This is a genomic window from Yoonia sp. (assembly GCF_965660735.1).
In the GTDB taxonomy this organism is placed as follows: domain Bacteria; phylum Pseudomonadota; class Alphaproteobacteria; order Rhodobacterales; family Rhodobacteraceae; genus Yoonia.
Map to the genome: position 1 here is coordinate 23,308 of NZ_CBFIBD010000028.1, position 17,507 is coordinate 40,814.

20 protein-coding genes and 1 tRNA gene are annotated in these 17,507 nt (G+C 57.7%); 10 read left to right on the forward strand and 11 right to left on the reverse strand.

The features are described from left to right. Positions 1 to 61: 61 nt before the first annotated feature. Entirely contained in the window at positions 62 to 667 is a 606-nt protein-coding gene (locus ACTG4B_RS11020; RefSeq protein ID WP_439155757.1) for a biotin transporter BioY, read from the forward strand. A gap of 51 nt (positions 668 to 718) precedes the next feature. Here the strand turns inward: ACTG4B_RS11020 and ACTG4B_RS11025 are convergent, their stop codons facing one another. From ACTG4B_RS11025 to ACTG4B_RS11035, 3 genes are all read right to left on the reverse strand, one after another. After that, positions 719 to 1,924 (reverse strand): bifunctional alpha/beta hydrolase/OsmC family protein, encoded by a 1,206-nt coding sequence (locus tag ACTG4B_RS11025; protein ID WP_439155758.1) that lies wholly within the window; start codon positions 1,922 to 1,924, stop codon positions 719 to 721. A gap of 167 nt (positions 1,925 to 2,091) precedes the next feature. Further along, entirely contained in the window at positions 2,092 to 3,498 is a 1,407-nt protein-coding gene (gene glnA / locus ACTG4B_RS11030; RefSeq protein WP_439155759.1) for a type I glutamate--ammonia ligase, read from the reverse strand. Between the two features lie 33 nt (positions 3,499 to 3,531). After that, complete coding sequence (locus tag ACTG4B_RS11035) at positions 3,532 to 3,870, reverse strand: P-II family nitrogen regulator (protein ID WP_439155774.1); 339 nt, start codon at positions 3,868 to 3,870, stop codon at positions 3,532 to 3,534. A gap of 175 nt (positions 3,871 to 4,045) precedes the next feature. Here ACTG4B_RS11035 and ACTG4B_RS11040 point away from each other — a divergent pair, with 175 nt between their 5' ends. The 3 genes from ACTG4B_RS11040 (at position 4,046) to tig (ending at position 7,227) form a co-directional block, all read left to right on the forward strand. Further along, the gene (locus tag ACTG4B_RS11040; protein WP_439155760.1) at positions 4,046 to 5,701 is read left to right on the forward strand and encodes an NAD(P)H-hydrate dehydratase; all 1,656 of its coding nucleotides are present in this window, start codon (positions 4,046 to 4,048) and stop codon (positions 5,699 to 5,701) included. Between the two features lie 88 nt (positions 5,702 to 5,789). Beyond that, positions 5,790 to 5,874 (forward strand) — tRNA-Leu (locus tag ACTG4B_RS11045). Positions 5,875 to 5,895: 21 nt separating this feature from the next. Next, positions 5,896 to 7,227 (forward strand): trigger factor, encoded by a 1,332-nt coding sequence (gene tig, locus ACTG4B_RS11050; RefSeq protein ID WP_439155761.1) that lies wholly within the window; start codon positions 5,896 to 5,898, stop codon positions 7,225 to 7,227. Positions 7,228 to 7,463: 236 nt separating this feature from the next. On the opposite strand, the gene ACTG4B_RS11055 is transcribed toward tig, so the two are convergent. From ACTG4B_RS11055 to ACTG4B_RS11065, 3 genes are all read right to left on the reverse strand, one after another. Then, positions 7,464 to 8,135, reverse strand: a complete 672-nt coding sequence (locus ACTG4B_RS11055; protein WP_439155762.1) for a hypothetical protein — start codon at positions 8,133 to 8,135, stop codon at positions 7,464 to 7,466. Further along, positions 8,136 to 9,536 (reverse strand): selenium-binding protein SBP56-related protein, encoded by a 1,401-nt coding sequence (locus ACTG4B_RS11060; RefSeq protein WP_439155763.1) that lies wholly within the window; start codon positions 9,534 to 9,536, stop codon positions 8,136 to 8,138. Positions 9,537 to 9,883: 347 nt separating this feature from the next. Next, entirely contained in the window at positions 9,884 to 10,762 is an 879-nt protein-coding gene (locus ACTG4B_RS11065; protein WP_439155764.1) for a LysR family transcriptional regulator, read from the reverse strand. 129 nt (positions 10,763 to 10,891) lie between these two features. Here ACTG4B_RS11065 and ACTG4B_RS11070 point away from each other — a divergent pair, with 129 nt between their 5' ends. Both ACTG4B_RS11070 and ACTG4B_RS11075 read left to right on the forward strand, forming a co-directional pair. Then, positions 10,892 to 11,371 carry an ester cyclase gene (locus ACTG4B_RS11070; RefSeq protein ID WP_439155765.1) on the forward strand — a complete coding sequence of 160 codons (480 nt, stop codon included), beginning with the start codon at positions 10,892 to 10,894 and terminating at the stop codon, positions 11,369 to 11,371. 26 nt (positions 11,372 to 11,397) lie between these two features. After that, positions 11,398 to 11,892 (forward strand): nuclear transport factor 2 family protein, encoded by a 495-nt coding sequence (locus tag ACTG4B_RS11075; protein ID WP_439155766.1) that lies wholly within the window; start codon positions 11,398 to 11,400, stop codon positions 11,890 to 11,892. A gap of 216 nt (positions 11,893 to 12,108) precedes the next feature. On the opposite strand, the gene ACTG4B_RS11080 is transcribed toward ACTG4B_RS11075, so the two are convergent. Next, positions 12,109 to 12,285 carry a hypothetical protein gene (locus ACTG4B_RS11080; protein ID WP_439155776.1) on the reverse strand — a complete coding sequence of 59 codons (177 nt, stop codon included), beginning with the start codon at positions 12,283 to 12,285 and terminating at the stop codon, positions 12,109 to 12,111. Here ACTG4B_RS11080 and ACTG4B_RS11085 point away from each other — a divergent pair. Next, positions 12,235 to 12,486 (forward strand): luciferase domain-containing protein, encoded by a 252-nt coding sequence (locus ACTG4B_RS11085; RefSeq protein WP_439155775.1) that lies wholly within the window; start codon positions 12,235 to 12,237, stop codon positions 12,484 to 12,486. The genes ACTG4B_RS11080 and ACTG4B_RS11085 overlap by 51 nt on opposite strands. A gap of 240 nt (positions 12,487 to 12,726) precedes the next feature. Here ACTG4B_RS11085 and rplI read toward each other — a convergent pair whose 3' ends face one another. Genes rplI through rpsF form a run of 3 tightly spaced genes read right to left on the reverse strand, consistent with a single transcriptional unit; the run spans position 12,727 to position 13,964 of the window. Next, positions 12,727 to 13,350 (reverse strand): 50S ribosomal protein L9, encoded by a 624-nt coding sequence (gene rplI, locus ACTG4B_RS11090; protein ID WP_439155767.1) that lies wholly within the window; start codon positions 13,348 to 13,350, stop codon positions 12,727 to 12,729. Between the two features lie 12 nt (positions 13,351 to 13,362). Further along, a complete protein-coding gene (rpsR, locus tag ACTG4B_RS11095) occupies positions 13,363 to 13,590 on the reverse strand; it encodes a 30S ribosomal protein S18 (protein WP_439155768.1) in 228 nt (75 codons plus the stop codon). A 20-nt stretch (positions 13,591 to 13,610) separates the two neighbouring features. Continuing rightward, entirely contained in the window at positions 13,611 to 13,964 is a 354-nt protein-coding gene (gene rpsF, locus ACTG4B_RS11100) for a 30S ribosomal protein S6 (protein WP_439155769.1), read from the reverse strand. Between the two features lie 266 nt (positions 13,965 to 14,230). On the opposite strand from rpsF, the gene ACTG4B_RS11105 reads away from it, so the two are divergent. Both ACTG4B_RS11105 and ACTG4B_RS11110 read left to right on the forward strand, forming a co-directional pair. Further along, a complete protein-coding gene (locus ACTG4B_RS11105; RefSeq protein WP_439155770.1) occupies positions 14,231 to 14,818 on the forward strand; it encodes a hypothetical protein in 588 nt (195 codons plus the stop codon). A 115-nt stretch (positions 14,819 to 14,933) separates the two neighbouring features. After that, positions 14,934 to 15,509 carry a YceI family protein gene (locus ACTG4B_RS11110; protein WP_439155771.1) on the forward strand — a complete coding sequence of 192 codons (576 nt, stop codon included), beginning with the start codon at positions 14,934 to 14,936 and terminating at the stop codon, positions 15,507 to 15,509. Between the two features lie 263 nt (positions 15,510 to 15,772). Here ACTG4B_RS11110 and ACTG4B_RS11115 read toward each other — a convergent pair whose 3' ends face one another. Beyond that, positions 15,773 to 16,969 carry a cytochrome b/b6 domain-containing protein gene (locus ACTG4B_RS11115; protein WP_439155772.1) on the reverse strand — a complete coding sequence of 399 codons (1,197 nt, stop codon included), beginning with the start codon at positions 16,967 to 16,969 and terminating at the stop codon, positions 15,773 to 15,775. Positions 16,970 to 17,139: 170 nt separating this feature from the next. Between ACTG4B_RS11115 and ACTG4B_RS11120 the strand changes: the two genes are divergently transcribed. Further along, a partial coding sequence (locus ACTG4B_RS11120) for an ACP S-malonyltransferase (protein WP_439155773.1) occupies positions 17,140 to 17,507 on the forward strand: 368 nt, incomplete at its 3' end.

Here is a 17,507-nt window from a genome sequence, read left to right on the forward strand (position 1 = left end):
GATTTGGCTGTCCTTGGGGCAATAAAAGCGGGCGATATACAAACAAAGGGGAGAGCGGCACATGGCCCTCGCACGTAACGACATGGTTCTGACAGAGGCCTTTGGCCCGTCGCAAGGGACCGCACTGCGCGTCAAGCAAGTGGCAATGGTGGTTCTGGGAATCGCCGCACTGGCGGTTTTCGCCAAGATCAAGGTGCCGGTCCCTGGTAGCCCTGTCGCCATCAACATGGGCACATTTGCCGTTCTGTCGATCGGGGCCGCCTATGGGCCACGGCTGGGGCTGACCACGATCCTGGGCTATATGATTGTCGGGATGCTGGGCTTTGACATTTTCCAAAGCTCGACCGCTGATCTGAACGGGATCACCTATATGATGGGCAGCACCGGCGGCTATCTGGTGGGCTATGTTCTGGCCACGCTGGCGCTGGGATATGCCGCGCGGGCCGGTTGGGACCGGTCTGTGCTGATGATGGCGCTGGCGATGTTGATCGGCAATGCGCTGATCTATCTGCCCGGTCTGGCATGGCTGGGGCAGCTTTACGGGTGGGACCAGCCGATCCTGGCATGGGGTCTGACACCGTTCCTGATTGGTGACGCGCTGAAACTGGGTCTGGCGGCGCTTTTGGTGCCTGCCCTGTGGAAGCTGATCGGCGACGCCCGCAAGTAAGGCGTCCAAGGGGAATGATTGAAAAGGCGCTGCACCCCGCAGCGCCTTTTTTCATGCCAGTTCGGTGCTGATGGTGGACGTCCGTTCCAATGTCCGATGAACCGGGCATTTGTCGGCGATCGCCAGCAGGCGCGCGCGCTGATCTGCGGACAGGTCGCCATCCAGCCGGATCAGCCGGTCAAAGTGATCGACCTTGGCATCGGATGCTGCCGCATCTTCTGCGTGGGACTTGGCATGGGTGACATCGACACTGACACCATCCAGCGGCCAGTCCTTGCGCCGTGCATACATACGGATCGTCATGGATGTGCAGGCGCCAAGCCCGGCGGCAACCAGACCATAGGGCGACAGCCCCTTGTCCGTGCCGCCGAATTTTTCAGGCTCATCCGCAAGCAGGTGGTGCGGGCCTGACTGGATGTCCTGCAAGAATCCGTCTGCATCCGCCTCGGTTACACGCAAGACGCCTTCGGGGACATTTGCGGGTTTTTTGGTTTCGCGCAGCGCCAGATAGCGTTTGGACCATGCCGCAATCACGTCGGCGGCATATTCGGCATCCTCGGCGCGGGTGATCAGGTGGTCGGCATCGTCGAGGGTGACAAAACTTTTGGGATGCCGGGCCGCCATGAAGATATCCGAGGCATTTTCGATCCCGACGGTCTGGTCACGCGGGGCATGCAGAACCAGAAGTGCCGTGCGCAGCTTTCCGATCGCCGTTTGCAGGGCCGATTGCGTGATGTCTTCGACAAAGTCCCGCCCGATACGGAACGGACGACCGCCAAGGCTGACTTCTGCACTGCCTTTTTCCATGATTTCGGGCAGGGTATCGGCAAAATTGTGGGTGACATGGGACGGGTCGAAAGGCGCGCCGATGGTCACGACAGCCTTGACCGACGGAATCATGGGGGCGGCTTTCAAGACGGCGGCCCCGCCCAGTGAATGGCCGATCAGCAGCGACGGTGGCGTCCCGCGTGCGTCCAAAGCTGCGGCAGCGGCGATCAGGTCGTCGACATTCGAGGTGAAACTGGTGTTTTCGAATTCGCCTTCGGAATGGCCAAGGCCCGTGAAATCAAACCGCAGGACCGCGATCCCCATGGCCGCCAATCGGGCAGCGATGCGGCGGGCGGCGGTGATATCCTTGGAACATGTAAAGCAATGGGCAAAAAGCGCCGTCGCAAGATGCGGGCCGGTGGGCAGATCAAGCCGCGCGGCAAGACTGTGGCCCGCATGACCGGTGAATGTCAGCTTTTCGGTGGGCATCGTCAGCTCCTTTATTGATGGGAAAGGGATGGCCTGTCCGGCCCCGGGGCCGCAACCCCAGCGCCGCTAAAATCGCAACAAAATGAGCAATGTTACCAAAACACGTCCACATAAAAAAACCCCGCCGGATGTCTCTGGCGGGGTTTTCGGTGATGTGTCGGCTTAACTTAGCAGCTGTAATACAATTTGTATTCCATCGGGTGGGGTGTGTGTTCGTAGGCGTAAACTTCTTCCCACTTCAGGTCGATGTAGCCTTCAAGCTGGGATTTGGTGAACACGTCACCGGCCAGCAGGAATTCATGGTCTGCTTCCAGCGCTTCGAGTGCTTCGCGCAGCGAACCGCAGACTGTCGGAATTGCGGCCAGCTCTTCTGGTGGCAAATCGTACAGGTCCTTGTCCGAAGACGGGCCGGGGTCGATCTTGTTCTTGATGCCGTCAAGGCCGGCCATCAGCAGGGCCGCAAAGCACAGATAGGGGTTTGCAGCCGGATCGGGGAAACGGGCCTCGACGCGCTTGGCCTTTGGGTTTTCGGCCCATGGGATCCGGACACAGCCAGACCGGTTACGTGCAGAGTATGCGCGCAGAACGGGGGCTTCGAAACCGGGGATCAGACGCTTGTAGCTGTTGGTCGCGGGGTTCGTGATCGCGTTCAACGCCTTGGCGTGCTTGAGGATGCCGCCGATGAAATACAGCGCTTCTTGTGACAGATCAGCGTATTTGTCGCCTGAAAACAGCGGCTTGCCGTCCTTGAAGATCGACATGTTCACGTGCATCCCGGTGCCGTTGTCGCCTGCGATGGGCTTGGGCATGAATGTCGCGGATTTACCATACGCCTGGGCGACGTTGTGGATGACGTATTTGTATTTCTGAATTTCGTCCGCCTGATGGGTCAGCGTGCCGAAAATCAGACCCAGTTCGTGCTGGCAGGATGCAACCTCGTGGTGATGCTTGTCGACCTTCATGCCCATGCGTTTCATGGTGGACAGCATTTCGGACCGCATTTCCTGCGCGTCGTCGATCGGGTTCACGGGGAAATAGCCACCCTTGATGCCGGGACGGTGACCTGTGTTGCCCATTTCGTATTCGGTGTCGGTGTTCCATGCGCCGTCGATTGCGTCGACCTGATAGGACACCTTGTTCATCGACACGCTGAAGCGCACGTCGTCGAACACGAAAAATTCTGCTTCGGGACCGAAATAGGCCGTGTCGCCGATGCCGGACGCCTTAAGATATTCCTCGGCCTTCACGGCGGTGCCGCGCGGGTCGCGGTCATAGGGTTCCATCGTGTCGGGTTCGACCACGTTGCAGTGAATGCAAATCGTCTTTTCGGCATAGAAGGGGTCGATATATGCGCTGGATGCCTGCGGCATCAGTTTCATGTCCGACTGGTCGATGGATTTCCATCCGGCGATGGAAGAGCCATCAAACATGAACCCTTCTTCCAGGAAGTCTTCGTCCACAAGGTCGGCGACGACGGTGACGTGCTGCAGCTTGCCGCGCGGGTCGGTAAAGCGGATATCGACATAATCGACGTCCTCGTCTTTGATCAGTTTCAGAACAGCTTGGTTGTCCATATGGGATGCCCCTTTTGTAGTAAATTTTACGGATTACAGCGCGTCGTCGCCGGTTTCACCGGTCCGGATACGGATGGCTTGCTCGATGGGTGACACGAATATCTTGCCATCGCCGATCTTGTCGGTTTTGGCGGCACCGATGATCGCCTCTATGGCAGCATCGACCTGATCGTCAGACAGCACCACCTCGATCTTCACCTTGGGGAGGAAATCAACGACATATTCGGCGCCGCGATACAGCTCTGTGTGGCCTTTCTGACGGCCGAAGCCCTTGACCTCGATCACGGAAAGCCCCTGAACGCCCACATCCTGGAGCGCCTCTTTCACTTCATCAAGCTTGAACGGTTTGATGATCGCTTCGATTTTCTTCATGAGATGCGACTCCCCCTTGCGGTCTTTCATGGTGGTCAGACCATTTCTCTTGCATGGGCACAATTCGTGTCGGAACCTATGCGCAAGCTGGTCAGGGGAAACCATAGGGTTTGCCTAAATTTTGTGCAAGACGCCCGCGTGACGGGCGAAATAAAAACAGACAGGTGCTGAAACCATGACCGAACTGCTGACCGCTGCCCAAATGCGCGCCATCGAACAGGCCGCGATTGCATCCGGCAAGGTGACCGGGCTGGACCTGATGGAGCGGGCCGGGCGCGGCGTGGTGACCGCGATATTTCACGCGTGGCCCGCGCTTGCGCCGTCTTGGGGGCCAGCCCCCAAACCCCCGGAGTATTTGTTGCAAGATGATGAGAGGGGCAGAGACCGGGCAGTTATCTTGTGCGGGCCGGGAAATAACGGCGGCGACGGCTTTGTCGTGGCGCGGTTGTTGAAAGAGGCCGGGTGGGATGTGGAGGTGTTTTTATACGGGCATCGTGAAAAACTGCCGCCCGATGCGCTGGTGAATTATGACCGGTGGAGGGAGGTCGGGGATGTCTTGCCCCTTGAAGACGATAGCCCACCAGACTTTCGGGGAAAAAGCATCGTCATTGACGCGCTGTTCGGCACAGGCCTCGCGCGTCCTGTGGACGATCTGAATTTCGTGTTGCGCGCCGTTTGCGACTGTGTCGATGCCGGCGGCGGTCAGTCCGTTCAGGATCGTCAGCCGTACTGGCCGCCGGTTGTTGCCATTGATATGCCGTCGGGGGTCTGCTCGGACAGTGGGCGCGTACTTGGCGATCCAGATGCCCGACAACACAGCGGTGCCCGCGCTTGGTGTGCCGCAGCCGATTTGACCGTGACATTTCACAGTCGGAAAATTGGACAACTGGTTTCTGCGGGACCGCGTCATGCTGGAAAAGTTATCGTGATCGATATCGACCTGAAGACCAGCGCCGAGCAACGCAAGGAGGCGGTGCGCCTGGTGCAGCCGCGTGGTGGCATGAACAAGCGGCATGGGCACAAATATTCCCACGGCCACGCTTTCATCCTGTCGGGTGGCGTGGGTCATGGCGGTGCGGCCCGCCTTGCCGCGCGTGGCGCGCTGCGCATCGGGGCAGGGGCCGTGACCCTTGGCTGCCCGCCTGCCGCCTTGATCGAGAATGCGGCGCAGTTGAATGCGGTGATGTTGCGCAGGGTTCGGGATGCGGACGACCTGGCAGAAGTGTTGGCGGACCGACGGATCAATGCGCTTTGCCTCGGTCCGGGATTGGGGGTTGGCCCGCGTGAGGCGGGGTTGGTGATGGCGGTGCTTGGCGGGGAGGGCCCCCGCCCTACGGTCCTTGATGCCGATGCGCTGACATTGCTGGCGGAGGATAACGCGCTTTTTGGTGCGCTGCATGATCGCTGTGTGCTGACGCCCCATGCGGGTGAATTCGCGCGGCTGTTTCCGGACATCGCTGCCAAGCTGGATGCGCCTGCAGCCAAGGGCCCTGCGTATTCCAAGGTGGATGCGACGCGGGACGCGGCGGCACGGGCAGGGTGCGTTGTGCTGTTCAAGGGGCCCGATACGGTGATCGCCGATCCGTCGGGGCGGTGCGGTATCAATGCCTCTGTCTACGACCGCAGCGCGCCATGGTTGGCGACAGCGGGATCGGGGGATGTGCTGGCGGGATTCATCGCCGGGTTGCTGGCACGCGGGTTTCCACCGATGCGTGCGGCGGAAACCGGGGCCTGGCTGCATACCGAATGCGCGTTGCAATTCGGCCCCGGACTGATCGCCGAGGACTTGCCGGAGGTGCTGCCGCAGGTGTTTCGCGCATTGGGGCTTTGATCGGCACTTTTCCTCTCGCATCCTGCCGCGCGCTTTGCTAGACAGCGCGCAAACTTGGGGTAGGTGACCGCCTGCCCCTTTTGATCATGCGGGTGTGGCGGAATTGGTAGACGCACCAGATTTAGGTTCTGGCGCCGCAAGGCGTGGGGGTTCAAGTCCCTTCACCCGCACCAACGAATGAAGAAGGAAAAACAATGCAGGTCACCGAGACCCTGAACGAAGGCCTCAAGCGCGGCTACGCCATCACCGTCACGGCGGCTGAATTGAACGCCAAGGTTGATGAAAAGCTGAAAGAAGCGCAGCCCACTGTTGAAATGAAGGGTTTTCGCAAAGGCAAGGTTCCGATGGCGTTGCTGCGCAAGCAGTTCGGCCAGCGCCTGATGGGCGAGGCGATGCAGGAAGCCATTGATGGCGCGGTGACCTCGCATCTGGAAGCATCCGGCGACCGCCCCGCAGCCCAGCCTGAAATGAAGATGACCAACGAAGACTGGAAAGAAGGCGACGACGTCAACGTCGAGGTCAGCTATGAAAAGCTGCCCGATGTGCCGGACACCGATTTCAGCAAGATCAAACTGGAAAAGATGGTGGTCAAGGCGGATGACGCCGCGGTGCAGGAGGCGCTGGATAATCTGGCCGCGTCACCGCAGGCCGTCAGCTATGAACCCAAAAAGACGCAGGCCAAGAAAGACGACCAGGTCGTGTTTGATTTCGTGGGCAAGGTCGATGGCGAACCCTTCGAAGGTGGTTCTGCCGAAGACTACCCGCTGGTGCTGGGGTCCGATTCCTTTATCCCCGGCTTTGAAGACGGGTTGCTGAAGGTCAAGGCGGGCGAGGAAAAGGATGTCGAGGTGACGTTCCCCGAGGATTATCAGGCGGAACATCTGGCAGGAAAGAAAGCTGTTTTTACCTGCACCATCAAGGAAGTCCGCGCGCCCAAGACGCCGGAAATGGATGACGAGCTGGCCAAGAAGTTCGGCGCCGAAGATCTGGAAGCGCTGAAGGCGCAGATCCGGGAAAGGCTGGAGGCGGAATATTCCGGTGCGGCCCGCGCCGTTGCCAAGCGCAGTCTGCTGGATGCGCTGGACAACGCGGTGAGCTTTGATCTGCCCGAGGGTCTGGTGACCGCGGAAGCGGGACAGATCGCGCATCAGCTGTGGCACGAAGAAAACCCCGAAGTACAGGGCCACGACCACCCAGAGATCGAGACCACGGAAGAACACAAGAAGCTGGCCGAGCGCCGGGTGAAACTGGGCCTGTTGTTGGCCGATATCGGCCAGAAGGCCGAGGTGAAGGTCAGTGATCAGGAAATGACCCAGGCAATCATGAACCAGGCGCGACAGTATCCGGGCCAAGAGCGTGAATTCTTTGAATTCGTTCAGCAAAACGCCCAGTTCCGCCAGCAGATGCAGGCGCCGATGTTCGAGGACAAGGTGGTTGACCACATCTTTGAACAGGCTGACGTGACCGAAAAAGAAGTCAGCAAAGACGATCTGGAAAAAGCTGTCGAGAAGCTTGAAGAAGAATAAGTGCTGTAAAATGCAGCGACGGGAAAGGGTGCCTGCGGGTGCCCTTTTTTGTTGGGGCGTGTTTTGTTTGTCAGCTGTGCGGACAACGCAGACTTTCTTTGTTACAGCACAAAGGCGCGGAGATGACCCAAAGCGAACCTGCAATTTGTCTGTCGGCAAACATGTTGGTCTACCCTCATTCGGCTGCAAATAGCTATGTCAGCTGAATGAAATGTTCTGTTTTGGGGCAGGTTTCATCAATGACCCGAATAGGCAGAATATATTCCGAATGCACCAACCAAGACCAAGCTCACCGCCCACACTACATCTAGGTTGAACCACGTTCGTGACAGAAACTTCAGGCCCAGCCAAAAGTAGATGACCACAGCAACAGCGCCTCCGGCAAGTGTCATGGACATCGTGTGCACTGCAGCTACTGTGAAAGCCGTCACGACATTGTTTCCCATCAAGCTCTGCGCCGCGAGATGACCGCTTTGATCTGCGCCAATGGCGCAAAGGCCCAGATATATGGGGACCAACATTAATCCGGCTCCATGTGCGGTCGCTGCCAGGAACGACCAAAGGGCAAGCCGCGCCGGATGGACGCGTGCCAGAATTTTAGGATGTCGCCTGTTGATCAGCAGGTAGATACCCATCGCAATGACAAGCGCGCCAGCTGCGATACGGATTTCAACTTCCCATGTTACAAGAACGACCATCATCGAGAAAGGCAGGAGGATTCCGATCATCGCCGCGAAATGCCCGATGGCCAGCATGGCCAATGCCTTGGGAAGGGCTGTGTGCTTGCGCTCCATCAGTGCTGCGGACACAGCGAGCGGCCACCCCATGCCGGGGTTGATACCGTGGTAGAGACCAGAAAAAATGACGGCCCCCCAAAGGGCCGTCTCCGATGTCAGTTCAGAAATCATCTATACAGACGGATAGCAAAAACTGTCAGTTGAGCAATCTCCGCCCTCAAGGCGGATTTGGTGTGACCTCAGACCTTTAGGGAACTCGACGTAGAAATCCTCGTTCAATTTCAGCCCCCCGTCTTCGCCAACGTCCGCCATGACCATCTGTCCGCCCTCGTCATTTGGATAGAACTGGTCGTCCCAAGTTGAATAGAGCGAATTGGTCCAATAAACGCGTTTACCATCACGGCTGATTTCCACCATTTGTGGCCCATATGCAAAAGGTTTGCCACTTGGGTGGTTCTTGCCTTTGGCGATACCGCCGATCTCCACCTTGCCTGCGAGGACGGGGTTCATCGGGTCACTGACATCATACTGATGCATCTCACCCAAGCCCCAGCATGCGACATAGAGATATTTGTCATCAAGACTCAGATCAATGTCGGTGACTAATGGCGGCACCGCGCCGAATCCTTGGAGCAAGGGGGGGAGGTTTTCAGGGTCTTCGGGCCGAGGATCAATAGTGATGGTTTTCTTGGACTGCCAGACACCATCGTCGTCGCGCCACCACGTAAAGATGGCACCTTGTAGGTTTGTAGTATCAACGACGACACCACAGAAGCCGTAGGATTTTGTAGGATCGTGGGCGGGACGAATTTCCAGTGCCATTTGATAGTTTTCACCGAAGTCCATGGTCTGGATGTTCTTGCGCGCGCGCAGGTCCCAAAAGTGGATGGAATGGCCATACTTGTTGGACAAAAGGTCCTCAGGTACGACTCCATTTTCAAACTGCGGCGGCAAGCCCCACTCAGAGCTGACCATGTAGTCTTGCGGCAAGTTCCACCAAAAATCGTAGTGCTTATCCTGCTTGCCACGATCCATCTCGTACTGCCCAATGATCTCGAACGTCTCGCAATCCATGATAAAGATTCCCGGAGGGCCGTCTGTGCCATCCTCGCCGCCGCCACCAAGGCAGGACACGTAAATGCCTTCGGGTCCGCAGTGGATCGTATGAGGACGCGAATAGCCCGTTTTGCGGAACACCTCCTCGGGTTCAATCGTTTTATGAATATGGGCCTTAAGAGGGTCTTTGACGTCAATCACATAGATACGCGAAGAGCGAATACCCGGCACGATCAAATAGCGGCGTTCAAGGAATGCGTGTCCAGACAGAGGCGAAAGGGATGACGAACAGGCATTCCATCCGAAATGATGAAACTCATCGCCTTTATTCGGAACAATAACTTGATGAACAATCTGGCCATAGGTGTCTGACCCCAGCTTCAAATCGATGACTGCGATACCATCCGACTGAGACCCGTCTGGGCTCAGCATGACTGTAAAAGCGTAGTTTTCGACAGGGGCTTCCATCGCCAATTTGGGCGATGCGTGGAACGTTGGATCGGGTCTCAGGTTCATGTCTTTCCTCCCAGTTTTAGTGAATGCCCTTTTGGGGGTCTATCGACGATCGGGCCCTCCTCGGCCAAATTGGAAAATTAGTTGAATGCGCTTCAACAACTCACGCCAGAGCATACCACCAAAGATGGCAAAACGCGGAGTCTCAAATTGGCCACTGTCAAGTGAGGTTGTTGTGCACTCATGCTAAATGCCTTTTATTTATTCAATTTCAGTATCTTGCGAGTTCTTCTGAAGTGATGGTTCCATTGTAGACAGGGCGTTAATCTTGGTCGTTTGCTGAACACAAACGGCAGTTTTGCGGACTGAGTGAGCTTTCGCTCCGGCTGCGCCAAGGGCTGATTTAACGATCATCTTTGGCTCAGCGCGTCCAATGCCAGATGAATAAGGCCATGCTTTGGAGCGTTGGAAGGCCAAACTGCGAAGACATCAATAGCGCGCAACTTCCAGTCGGGCAGAACGTATGTCATTGATCCATCTTCCACGTCGTCTCGGGCCAGAAAATCCGGAACGATTGCAAGCCCCGCGCCTGCACGGGCCAAACGATAGAGCGCCTGGGCGTCGTTTGCAAAGATGTGCGCTTCTGGTTTGATCGTTGCTTGAATACCTCCAGTTTTGCTGAACTCTAGGGGTACGTTTTGCGCAGGTGTCAGCGCCAGCCAATCCCAACTCATCAGGTCCTTTGGATGATCGGGAACCGGTCGCGATGAGAGGTAGTCAGCAGAGCCGACCAACGTACGCGCGACTGAAAAGAGTTTGCGGGAAGCGGCAGTGTTTTTTGCCTTCGGCCCCATTCGGATCGCAATATCGAAGCCGTCATCAATGAGCGCACGCCGTGTGTCCGAGAAATCCAGAAACAATTTGATCCGCGGGTATGTGTTGGAAAAGGCTGCGATTTGCGCGGTGAAATGCGATTGCGACAGGACAGAAGGAATGGTGATGCGAAGTTCACCGCTTGGCGCACTTGCGGAAACCGACAGATCAACCAATTCGCCTTCGACGGCCTCCAGCATCTTGTGCGTTGCAGCCAGAAGCCTGTGACCCTCAGATGTCAACGTCAGCTTGCGGGTCGAACGATAGATCAATGCGACGCCAAGGCTTTCTTCAAGCTGCGAGACATGGTGACTGACCACCGACGGTGACAGCCGAAGTTCCCGCGCTGCCCCGCGAAAAGACCCGTGATCTATCGTTTTGGCGAAGATCGCCATCTGGCGTAGCCGGTCGATCATAATGTCAGAAATCCGAACAGTTAAATTTATTTATCTTATCTTATGATTGTATCGGGATTTGTCCATCTTGGATGCACAGCGCTCGCAACCCCGTGAGGCAACGTCATTTATCGACCAGGAGACACATCCATGAACGCGTTTCGAACAACTCTTGCAGCGGCCTCACTTGGCCTCGCATCCATCGCAACAGGTGCCGCAGCCGACGACAAGGCAACTGTGCAGACGTTCTATGACCTGCTCAGCAATCCCGGCTCCGAGGCGCAAGTGACTGCATTTCTTAGCGCGACGTCCGAAAACTGGGAAAGCGTTGGCGATTATTCGGGCGAGAACGACGGCCGCGAAGGTTTTGTTGGCCAGATGGGCTTCTTCAGCCAACTCATTCCAGACCTCGACTGGTCCGTGCAGGCGATGCATCAGGACGGTGACTTTGTGATCGTTCGCAGTCGTGCAACAGGCACGCCCACAGGACCGTTCTTTGGTGTGGATGGCCAAGGGCGTAGCTTTGACATCCTCACCATCGATATCCACGAACTGGACGACGGTGTGATTGTCCGCACCTATCACGTCGAAGACTGGGCCAGCGCGCTTCAGCAGCTTTCCGGCCAGTAACCATTACCCAAGATTGGAGTATCCCGATGGATAGACGACAACTTCTTACCGCATCCGCAGCCGCCGCAACGGGACTCGCCCTGAGCGCGCCGGCAAGCGCGCAGACCACTGACGATCAGACACAGGCATCGTTCGACACTGTCATGGCCTTTATGGGGGCCATGGGTGGCGGCGACATGGACGGCATGGCCGCGCTGATGGCGGATGACATGGTCTGGCAAAACGAAGGCGACCCTGATCTGCCATGGATCGGCACTTGGGAAGGCAAAGAGACGATCTTTGGCTTCCTGGGCACGTTCTCGCAGAATGTTCAGGTGACCCATTGGGAAAATCAGAACGCTTTTGCCTCCGGTGACACAGTCGCCGTGTTTGGCCGGATGAAATTGCTGCTGACAGCATCAGGTGCAGAAACGGAGGAGTTCACCTTTGCTTTGCGGGCCAAGGTGCGCGACGGACAGGTCGTGCTCTGGAACTGGTTCGAGGACACCTATGCCGTGAGCCAAGCCTTTCACGCGGTCTGAATCACGCATAATCAACGCTGCGGCCCAGACCATAAGGATGTTAATATGACGACATTTCCAAAACAGTGTTTGATCTCGGCCGCAGCTACCATGCTGGTTATGTCTGCGCCTGCAATCGCCCAAGACAAATCCTTCCCAATGCGTGAGGCCCCTCGGCCTGAGACTACGAATGGGGTGCCACATGTGCAGATCGACGTGCAGGCAATCCCTGAGCTTTCAGAAGAGCTGCTGCGTCAGGTCGCAGAGTTTCCAGGTGTTGTTCTCGGGGCGACCCGCGTGTCTCTCCCCGGTGCCGTCGGATTTCAACTTGGGAGTGATGTCCCAATAGCCCAACCGCAGGCCATCGTAGGGGGCCGCGAGTTTGCGCATCTTCATCCTGATGGCAGCCTTCATGCGTCGCTCCACCCGGACACAGCTCGCGCCGCAATAGACGCCGGTTGGGCCGTGGCGCATCCTTGGGCCGATCAACGCGCAGGTTGGGAAGGGTTCGTGATGATCTACACCCCGATCACCGAAGCGGAATTGGATGTGGTGCTTCAATTGGTGCGTGGGTCATACACCTTTATCACAGGCGAGTTGTTGCCCGAAATATAAACAGAGCAGCATTTGCTGCAAATTGCAGCATCGGTCAAAGTGGGCTCCAAGCGGACCAAGACCATAAACCGGCACCCATTTCTGTTTGCTTTGCGGCAGCGGGTTGGATGCCGTTCTGCATGCGACAGGATTGCCTTGCATGGGGTGGTTCGAGGCCAATGCGAAACCCTGTGTCGTGCAAACAAAAAGGGCCGCGTGCGGATGCAGCGGCCCTTTTGTTGTGTTGTGTGATCGTGCGACCTAGTTTTCGTCGTCTGCTGCGTTCTCTTCGCGGGCAGGGGTGTCGTCGTCACCGAAATCTTCGGATGCGGCGCCACCGATGTCGTCGAACAGTTCCTGAATTTCGAATTCAGCGGCGGCCTCTTCTTCGGCAGCCAGTTCGGCGATGGATTTGCCGGCCTCTTGCAGTTCGGCCTCTTCCTTGGAGCGTGCGACGTTCAAGGTGATCGTCACGGTCACTTCGGGGTGCAGAACGACATCGACGTCGTGCAGGCCAAGTTCTTTGATCGCGCCTTTCAGGACGACCTGTTTCTTGTCCACGCTAAACCCTTCGGCTGTTGCGGCTTCGGCGGCGTCACGGGTGGTGACGGACCCGTAAAGCGAACCCGCGTCAGACGCGGAACGAATCACGACAAAGGTCTGGCCATCCAGCTTTTCACCAAGGCTTTCAGCCTCTTTCCTGCTTTCAAGGTTGCGGGCTTCCATCTGGGCTTTTTCAGCTTCGAAACGGGCCATGTTGGCGGCGTTCACGCGCAGGGCCTTGCCTTGTGGCAGCAGATAGTTGCGTGCATAGCCTTCCTTGACGGAAACGACTTCGCCCATCTGGCCCAGCTTTGCGACGCGCTCAAGTAGAATGATATCCATGTGTGTGGCTCCTTACTTTACAGCGTAGGGCAGCAGGGCAAGGAACCGGGCGCGCTTGATCGCACGGGACAGCGCACGCTGGTTCTTGGCACCGACGGCGGTGATACGGGCGGGCACGATCTTGCCGCGCTCAGAGATGTAGCGCTGCAAAAGGCGTGTATCTTTGTAGTCGATCTTGGGGGCGTTATCGCCCTCGAACGGATCGGACTTGCGACGGCGGAAAAATGGTTTGGTTCCCATGATTTAATGTCCTTTCAAGATCAACGGCGTTCGCGGCGTTCGCCACGTTCTTCGCGTTTTTGCATCTGCACTGATGGGCCTTCTTCGTGGGCGTCGACCTTGATGGTCAGCACGCGCATCACGTCGTCATGCAGGCGCATCAGACGTTCCATTTCCTGAATGGCGGTCGCAGGCGCATCCGTCCGCAGGTAGGCGTAATGCCCCTTGCGGTTCTTGTTGATCTTGTAGGCCATCGTCTTGACGCCCCAATATTCGTTTTCCAGAAGCTTGCCGCCGTTGTCGGCAAGAACGGTTCCGAAATGTTCGATAAGGCTTTCAGCTTGCGTGTTGGACAGATCCTGACGCGCAATCATGACATGCTCGTATAGCGGCATGCGTACTCCAGTTCATATATCGGCGCATTTCAAAGTGTGGGGCATGATCACCTTCCGTTCCCCACCCACGAGAGACTGCGCAGTTTCAAGTCATCACGGAAGGATGGCGCCTTATACCGCTGGTTTGGGATCATGCAAGGCTTGTCTGCGCCGCGGCGTGATTGCGTGGCGTTCTGTGGTGATATCTTGACCTTGCCACGTCATTGCCGCTTTGTTGCCGCCTTTGCATGGCCCGATGTTCATGCTGCATTAATGGAGAGTTGCGGATGCGCCCGGATCAGGGATTGAACGGACACAACGACGACAGTGCGACGCCACCCCCGTTTTCCGTCGAGGAGACATATTGGGGGTACATCGTGCGGCCAGAGCGTCAGCCATCCCTGGGGATCGTCCTGGCGCAGGCCCTGTCATTCCTTGCCGGGGCAGGTCTGTTGACGGCGTCAATCGGCACGGTGGTTTTTGCATCGGCTGTCTTTACCGGCGACGTCGGGCCGATGCGCATTGGTGCGGCCGTGCTGTTTGGGTCTGTTGCGATCTATCTTCTGTGGTTTGCAAGCCGCGGCACGCAGCCTGAATTGCAGGTGGACACCAGTGTTGGTGAAATCCGCGAGGTGATCCAGAACCGCGTCGGGTGGCCCACGACCGTCGGGTGCTACGGCTTTGATGCCATTGGCGGGGTCTTCATGGACAAACATCCGACCGACGACAGCGCAATGCTGATCCTGCGCTATCGTGATACGGCACAGACGCTTTGCGTGGCCGAAGGTGCCGGGGGGCAGCTTGTCCCGTTGCGTGACAGGCTGGGGCAGGATCTGATGATTGAACCGAAAACCGGACGCGCCAACGCGGCATAGGCGCGGGAATTCGGTGCCAGCTTACGAACAGGGCTTGTTCGATTTTGCGCAATTGCGCCAGAGGCGTGCTGACTATCTTAAGCGCAGACAGTCACACAGCTTTTGGAGTATACAAATGAAGAATATCCTGACGACCGCCGCACTGGTGGCCAGCCTTGCCGCTGCACCTGTTTTCGCATCAACCAAAAACTACACGCTTGATCCCAGCCACAGCCAGATCGTGTTCAGCTATGACCATCTGGGCTATTCCACCACCTATGGCATGTTTTCTGGGTTTGAGGGCACAATCAACTTTGACCAGCAAAATCCGGCGGCATCCTCGGTGAATGTATCGTTCCCTGTGCGCTCCATGCTGACAGGCTGGGAAGGCCGTTTCGAGCATTTCATGTCCGACGATTTTTTTGGCGCCACGGCGGATGAATTGGTGACCTTCACATCCACAGGTATCGAAGTGACGGGCGAAAATACCGCCCTGATCACCGGTGATCTGTCGCTGAACGGCACGACGAAATCCGTTGTGCTGGATGCCACACTCAATCAGGCGGGCGAACATCCCATGGAAGGCAAGCAGTGGGCAGGTTTCAATGCTACGACCACGCTGCTGCGGTCCGACTATAACGTGGGCGCATTCGCCCCCTTTGTCAGCGACGAAGTCGAGGTCATGATCTCGATCGAGGCAATGGAAAACTAAGTCGCCGCGATCGTTGACGACCGATGGCCGCGCTCTGTTCAAGAGCGCGGCCATTTTTTTGGCGACGCATATTGATCCGAAGGCCGGTATGCACAATCCGCTATTGAAGCGGCGATACCGGGGCCGGTTTCATGCGCGCCCCGTGACACCGGGTTCATCGCGATCACCGGTCGTTCCGCAGGGCAGGGCGCGCCGGATCATACGCGCGCTGTCGTTCCTTGGATAGCCACCGGATCGGGCGGGTCGACTGAGCGCCTGTCCGCTCAATCCTGACCTCTGGTTGCTGTCACCGACACATCGACGCTGACGCCAAAGGCCAGATTTGTTTCGTCATTCATGCTTTGCCCGATATTGAAATCGCGGCGGTCCAGCGCAACGCGGCCTTGCATTGTGGCCGTGTCGCCATCGACCGTCAGGTCAAAGGGCAGGGTGACGGGCATGCTGTTATCCTTGATCGTCAATGTGCCTTCGGCGCGGTAGGCGCCTGCATCTTCGATGATGGTGGCGTCAAACAGGGCGGTGGGAAAATTGCCCGCGTCAAAGAAATCCGGCCCCATGGCCTGATCAGTGACCGACCCCAGCGTCAGCGACCCGATGGAAACGGTTGTCGTGACTTCGCCTGCGTTTCCTGTGGCGTCGGGGTCAAAACGGATGGCGGATGTCCAATCGGCAAAGCGGCCCGACACAGGGCTGCCAAACTGGGTGACGGTGATTTCAATCGCGCCATCGGTCACGGCCCATTCTGACGAGACATCGGCCAGGGCGGCAGTTGTGGTTGTGCTGTCGTGGGAAAAGAACCCGGCAAGCGCACCAGCGCCTGTTGCAAGGCCAAACACCACCAGCGCGGCGAGCGGGGCGATCAGATTGCCACGGTGGGGCGCTGTTGCGGGGGCGTCTGCATGGCCGAACCACATACGCCGCAGTGTCGCGTCCTTGTCCACGAACTGGTGCTTGAGCGCGCCTGCGACGTGCATCAGGATCGCGGCGACCATGATCTTGCTCCAGATCCAGTGCAGGGCTGCAAAGGTTTCGGACAGGGTCTCGTTCTTGGGCACCAGCGGCAGGGATTGGCCGATGGGCAGAAGGATCGGGGCAAAACCGCTGGTAGCGGCGTGGTGGATCCAGCCGGTCAGCGGCACGGCAACCAGCGAGGCGTAAAGCAGCCAATGCACCGTTTCGGCCAGCACCGTTTCGCGCCTGCGGTCGGGGTGCAGGGGGCCGGGTTTGGGCTGTGTCAGCGCCCACAGGATGCGCGCCAGTACCACGACAAAGATGATAACACCCAGGGTTTTGTGAACCGAAAACAACTGTGCCTTGAAGGCCAGTTGCGCGTTGGTGTCATAGGGCAGCTGATTGGCTACCACCCCAAGCGGGATGACGGCGATGATCAACAGGGCGGTCAGCCAGTGAAAGGTTTTCGTGACGGTCCCGTAAAGGGTTGTGGTGTTTGCGGCAGGCATGGGAAATCTCCGGTCTGTTTGGCAGTCACCTAGCACTGCGGCGGGGTCTGGCACAGGTCACCGTCTGCGCAGACGCTGTGCGTGGCTGCTCATCCGCATGTGGTTGCTTGTGCGTTTGCGGCGGGCAGGGTAAGCCTGTGCCAATAATAATGACGGACAGGAGGGTGCCCATGCGGGCTTTTGTTTTTCCCGGACAGGGGGCGCAGACCATCGGAATGGGCAAGGCACTGGCCGAGGCTTATCCGGCGGCCAGGGCGGTGTTTGGTGCGGTTGATGACGCATTGGGCGAAGATTTATCCGGCATGATCTGGGGTGGCGAAATTGCCGATTTGACCCTGACGCGGAATGCGCAGCCTGCGTTGATGGCCACATCGCTTGCCGTGATGGCCGCGCTGAAATCCGAAGGGGTCGATGTGATGGCGGCGTCTTTCGTGGCCGGGCATTCGCTGGGCGAATATTCGGCATTGGCCGCGGCCGGCGCGCTGAGCGTTCCCGATGCCGCCCGCCTGCTGCGCCTGCGCGGCACCGCCATGCAAGA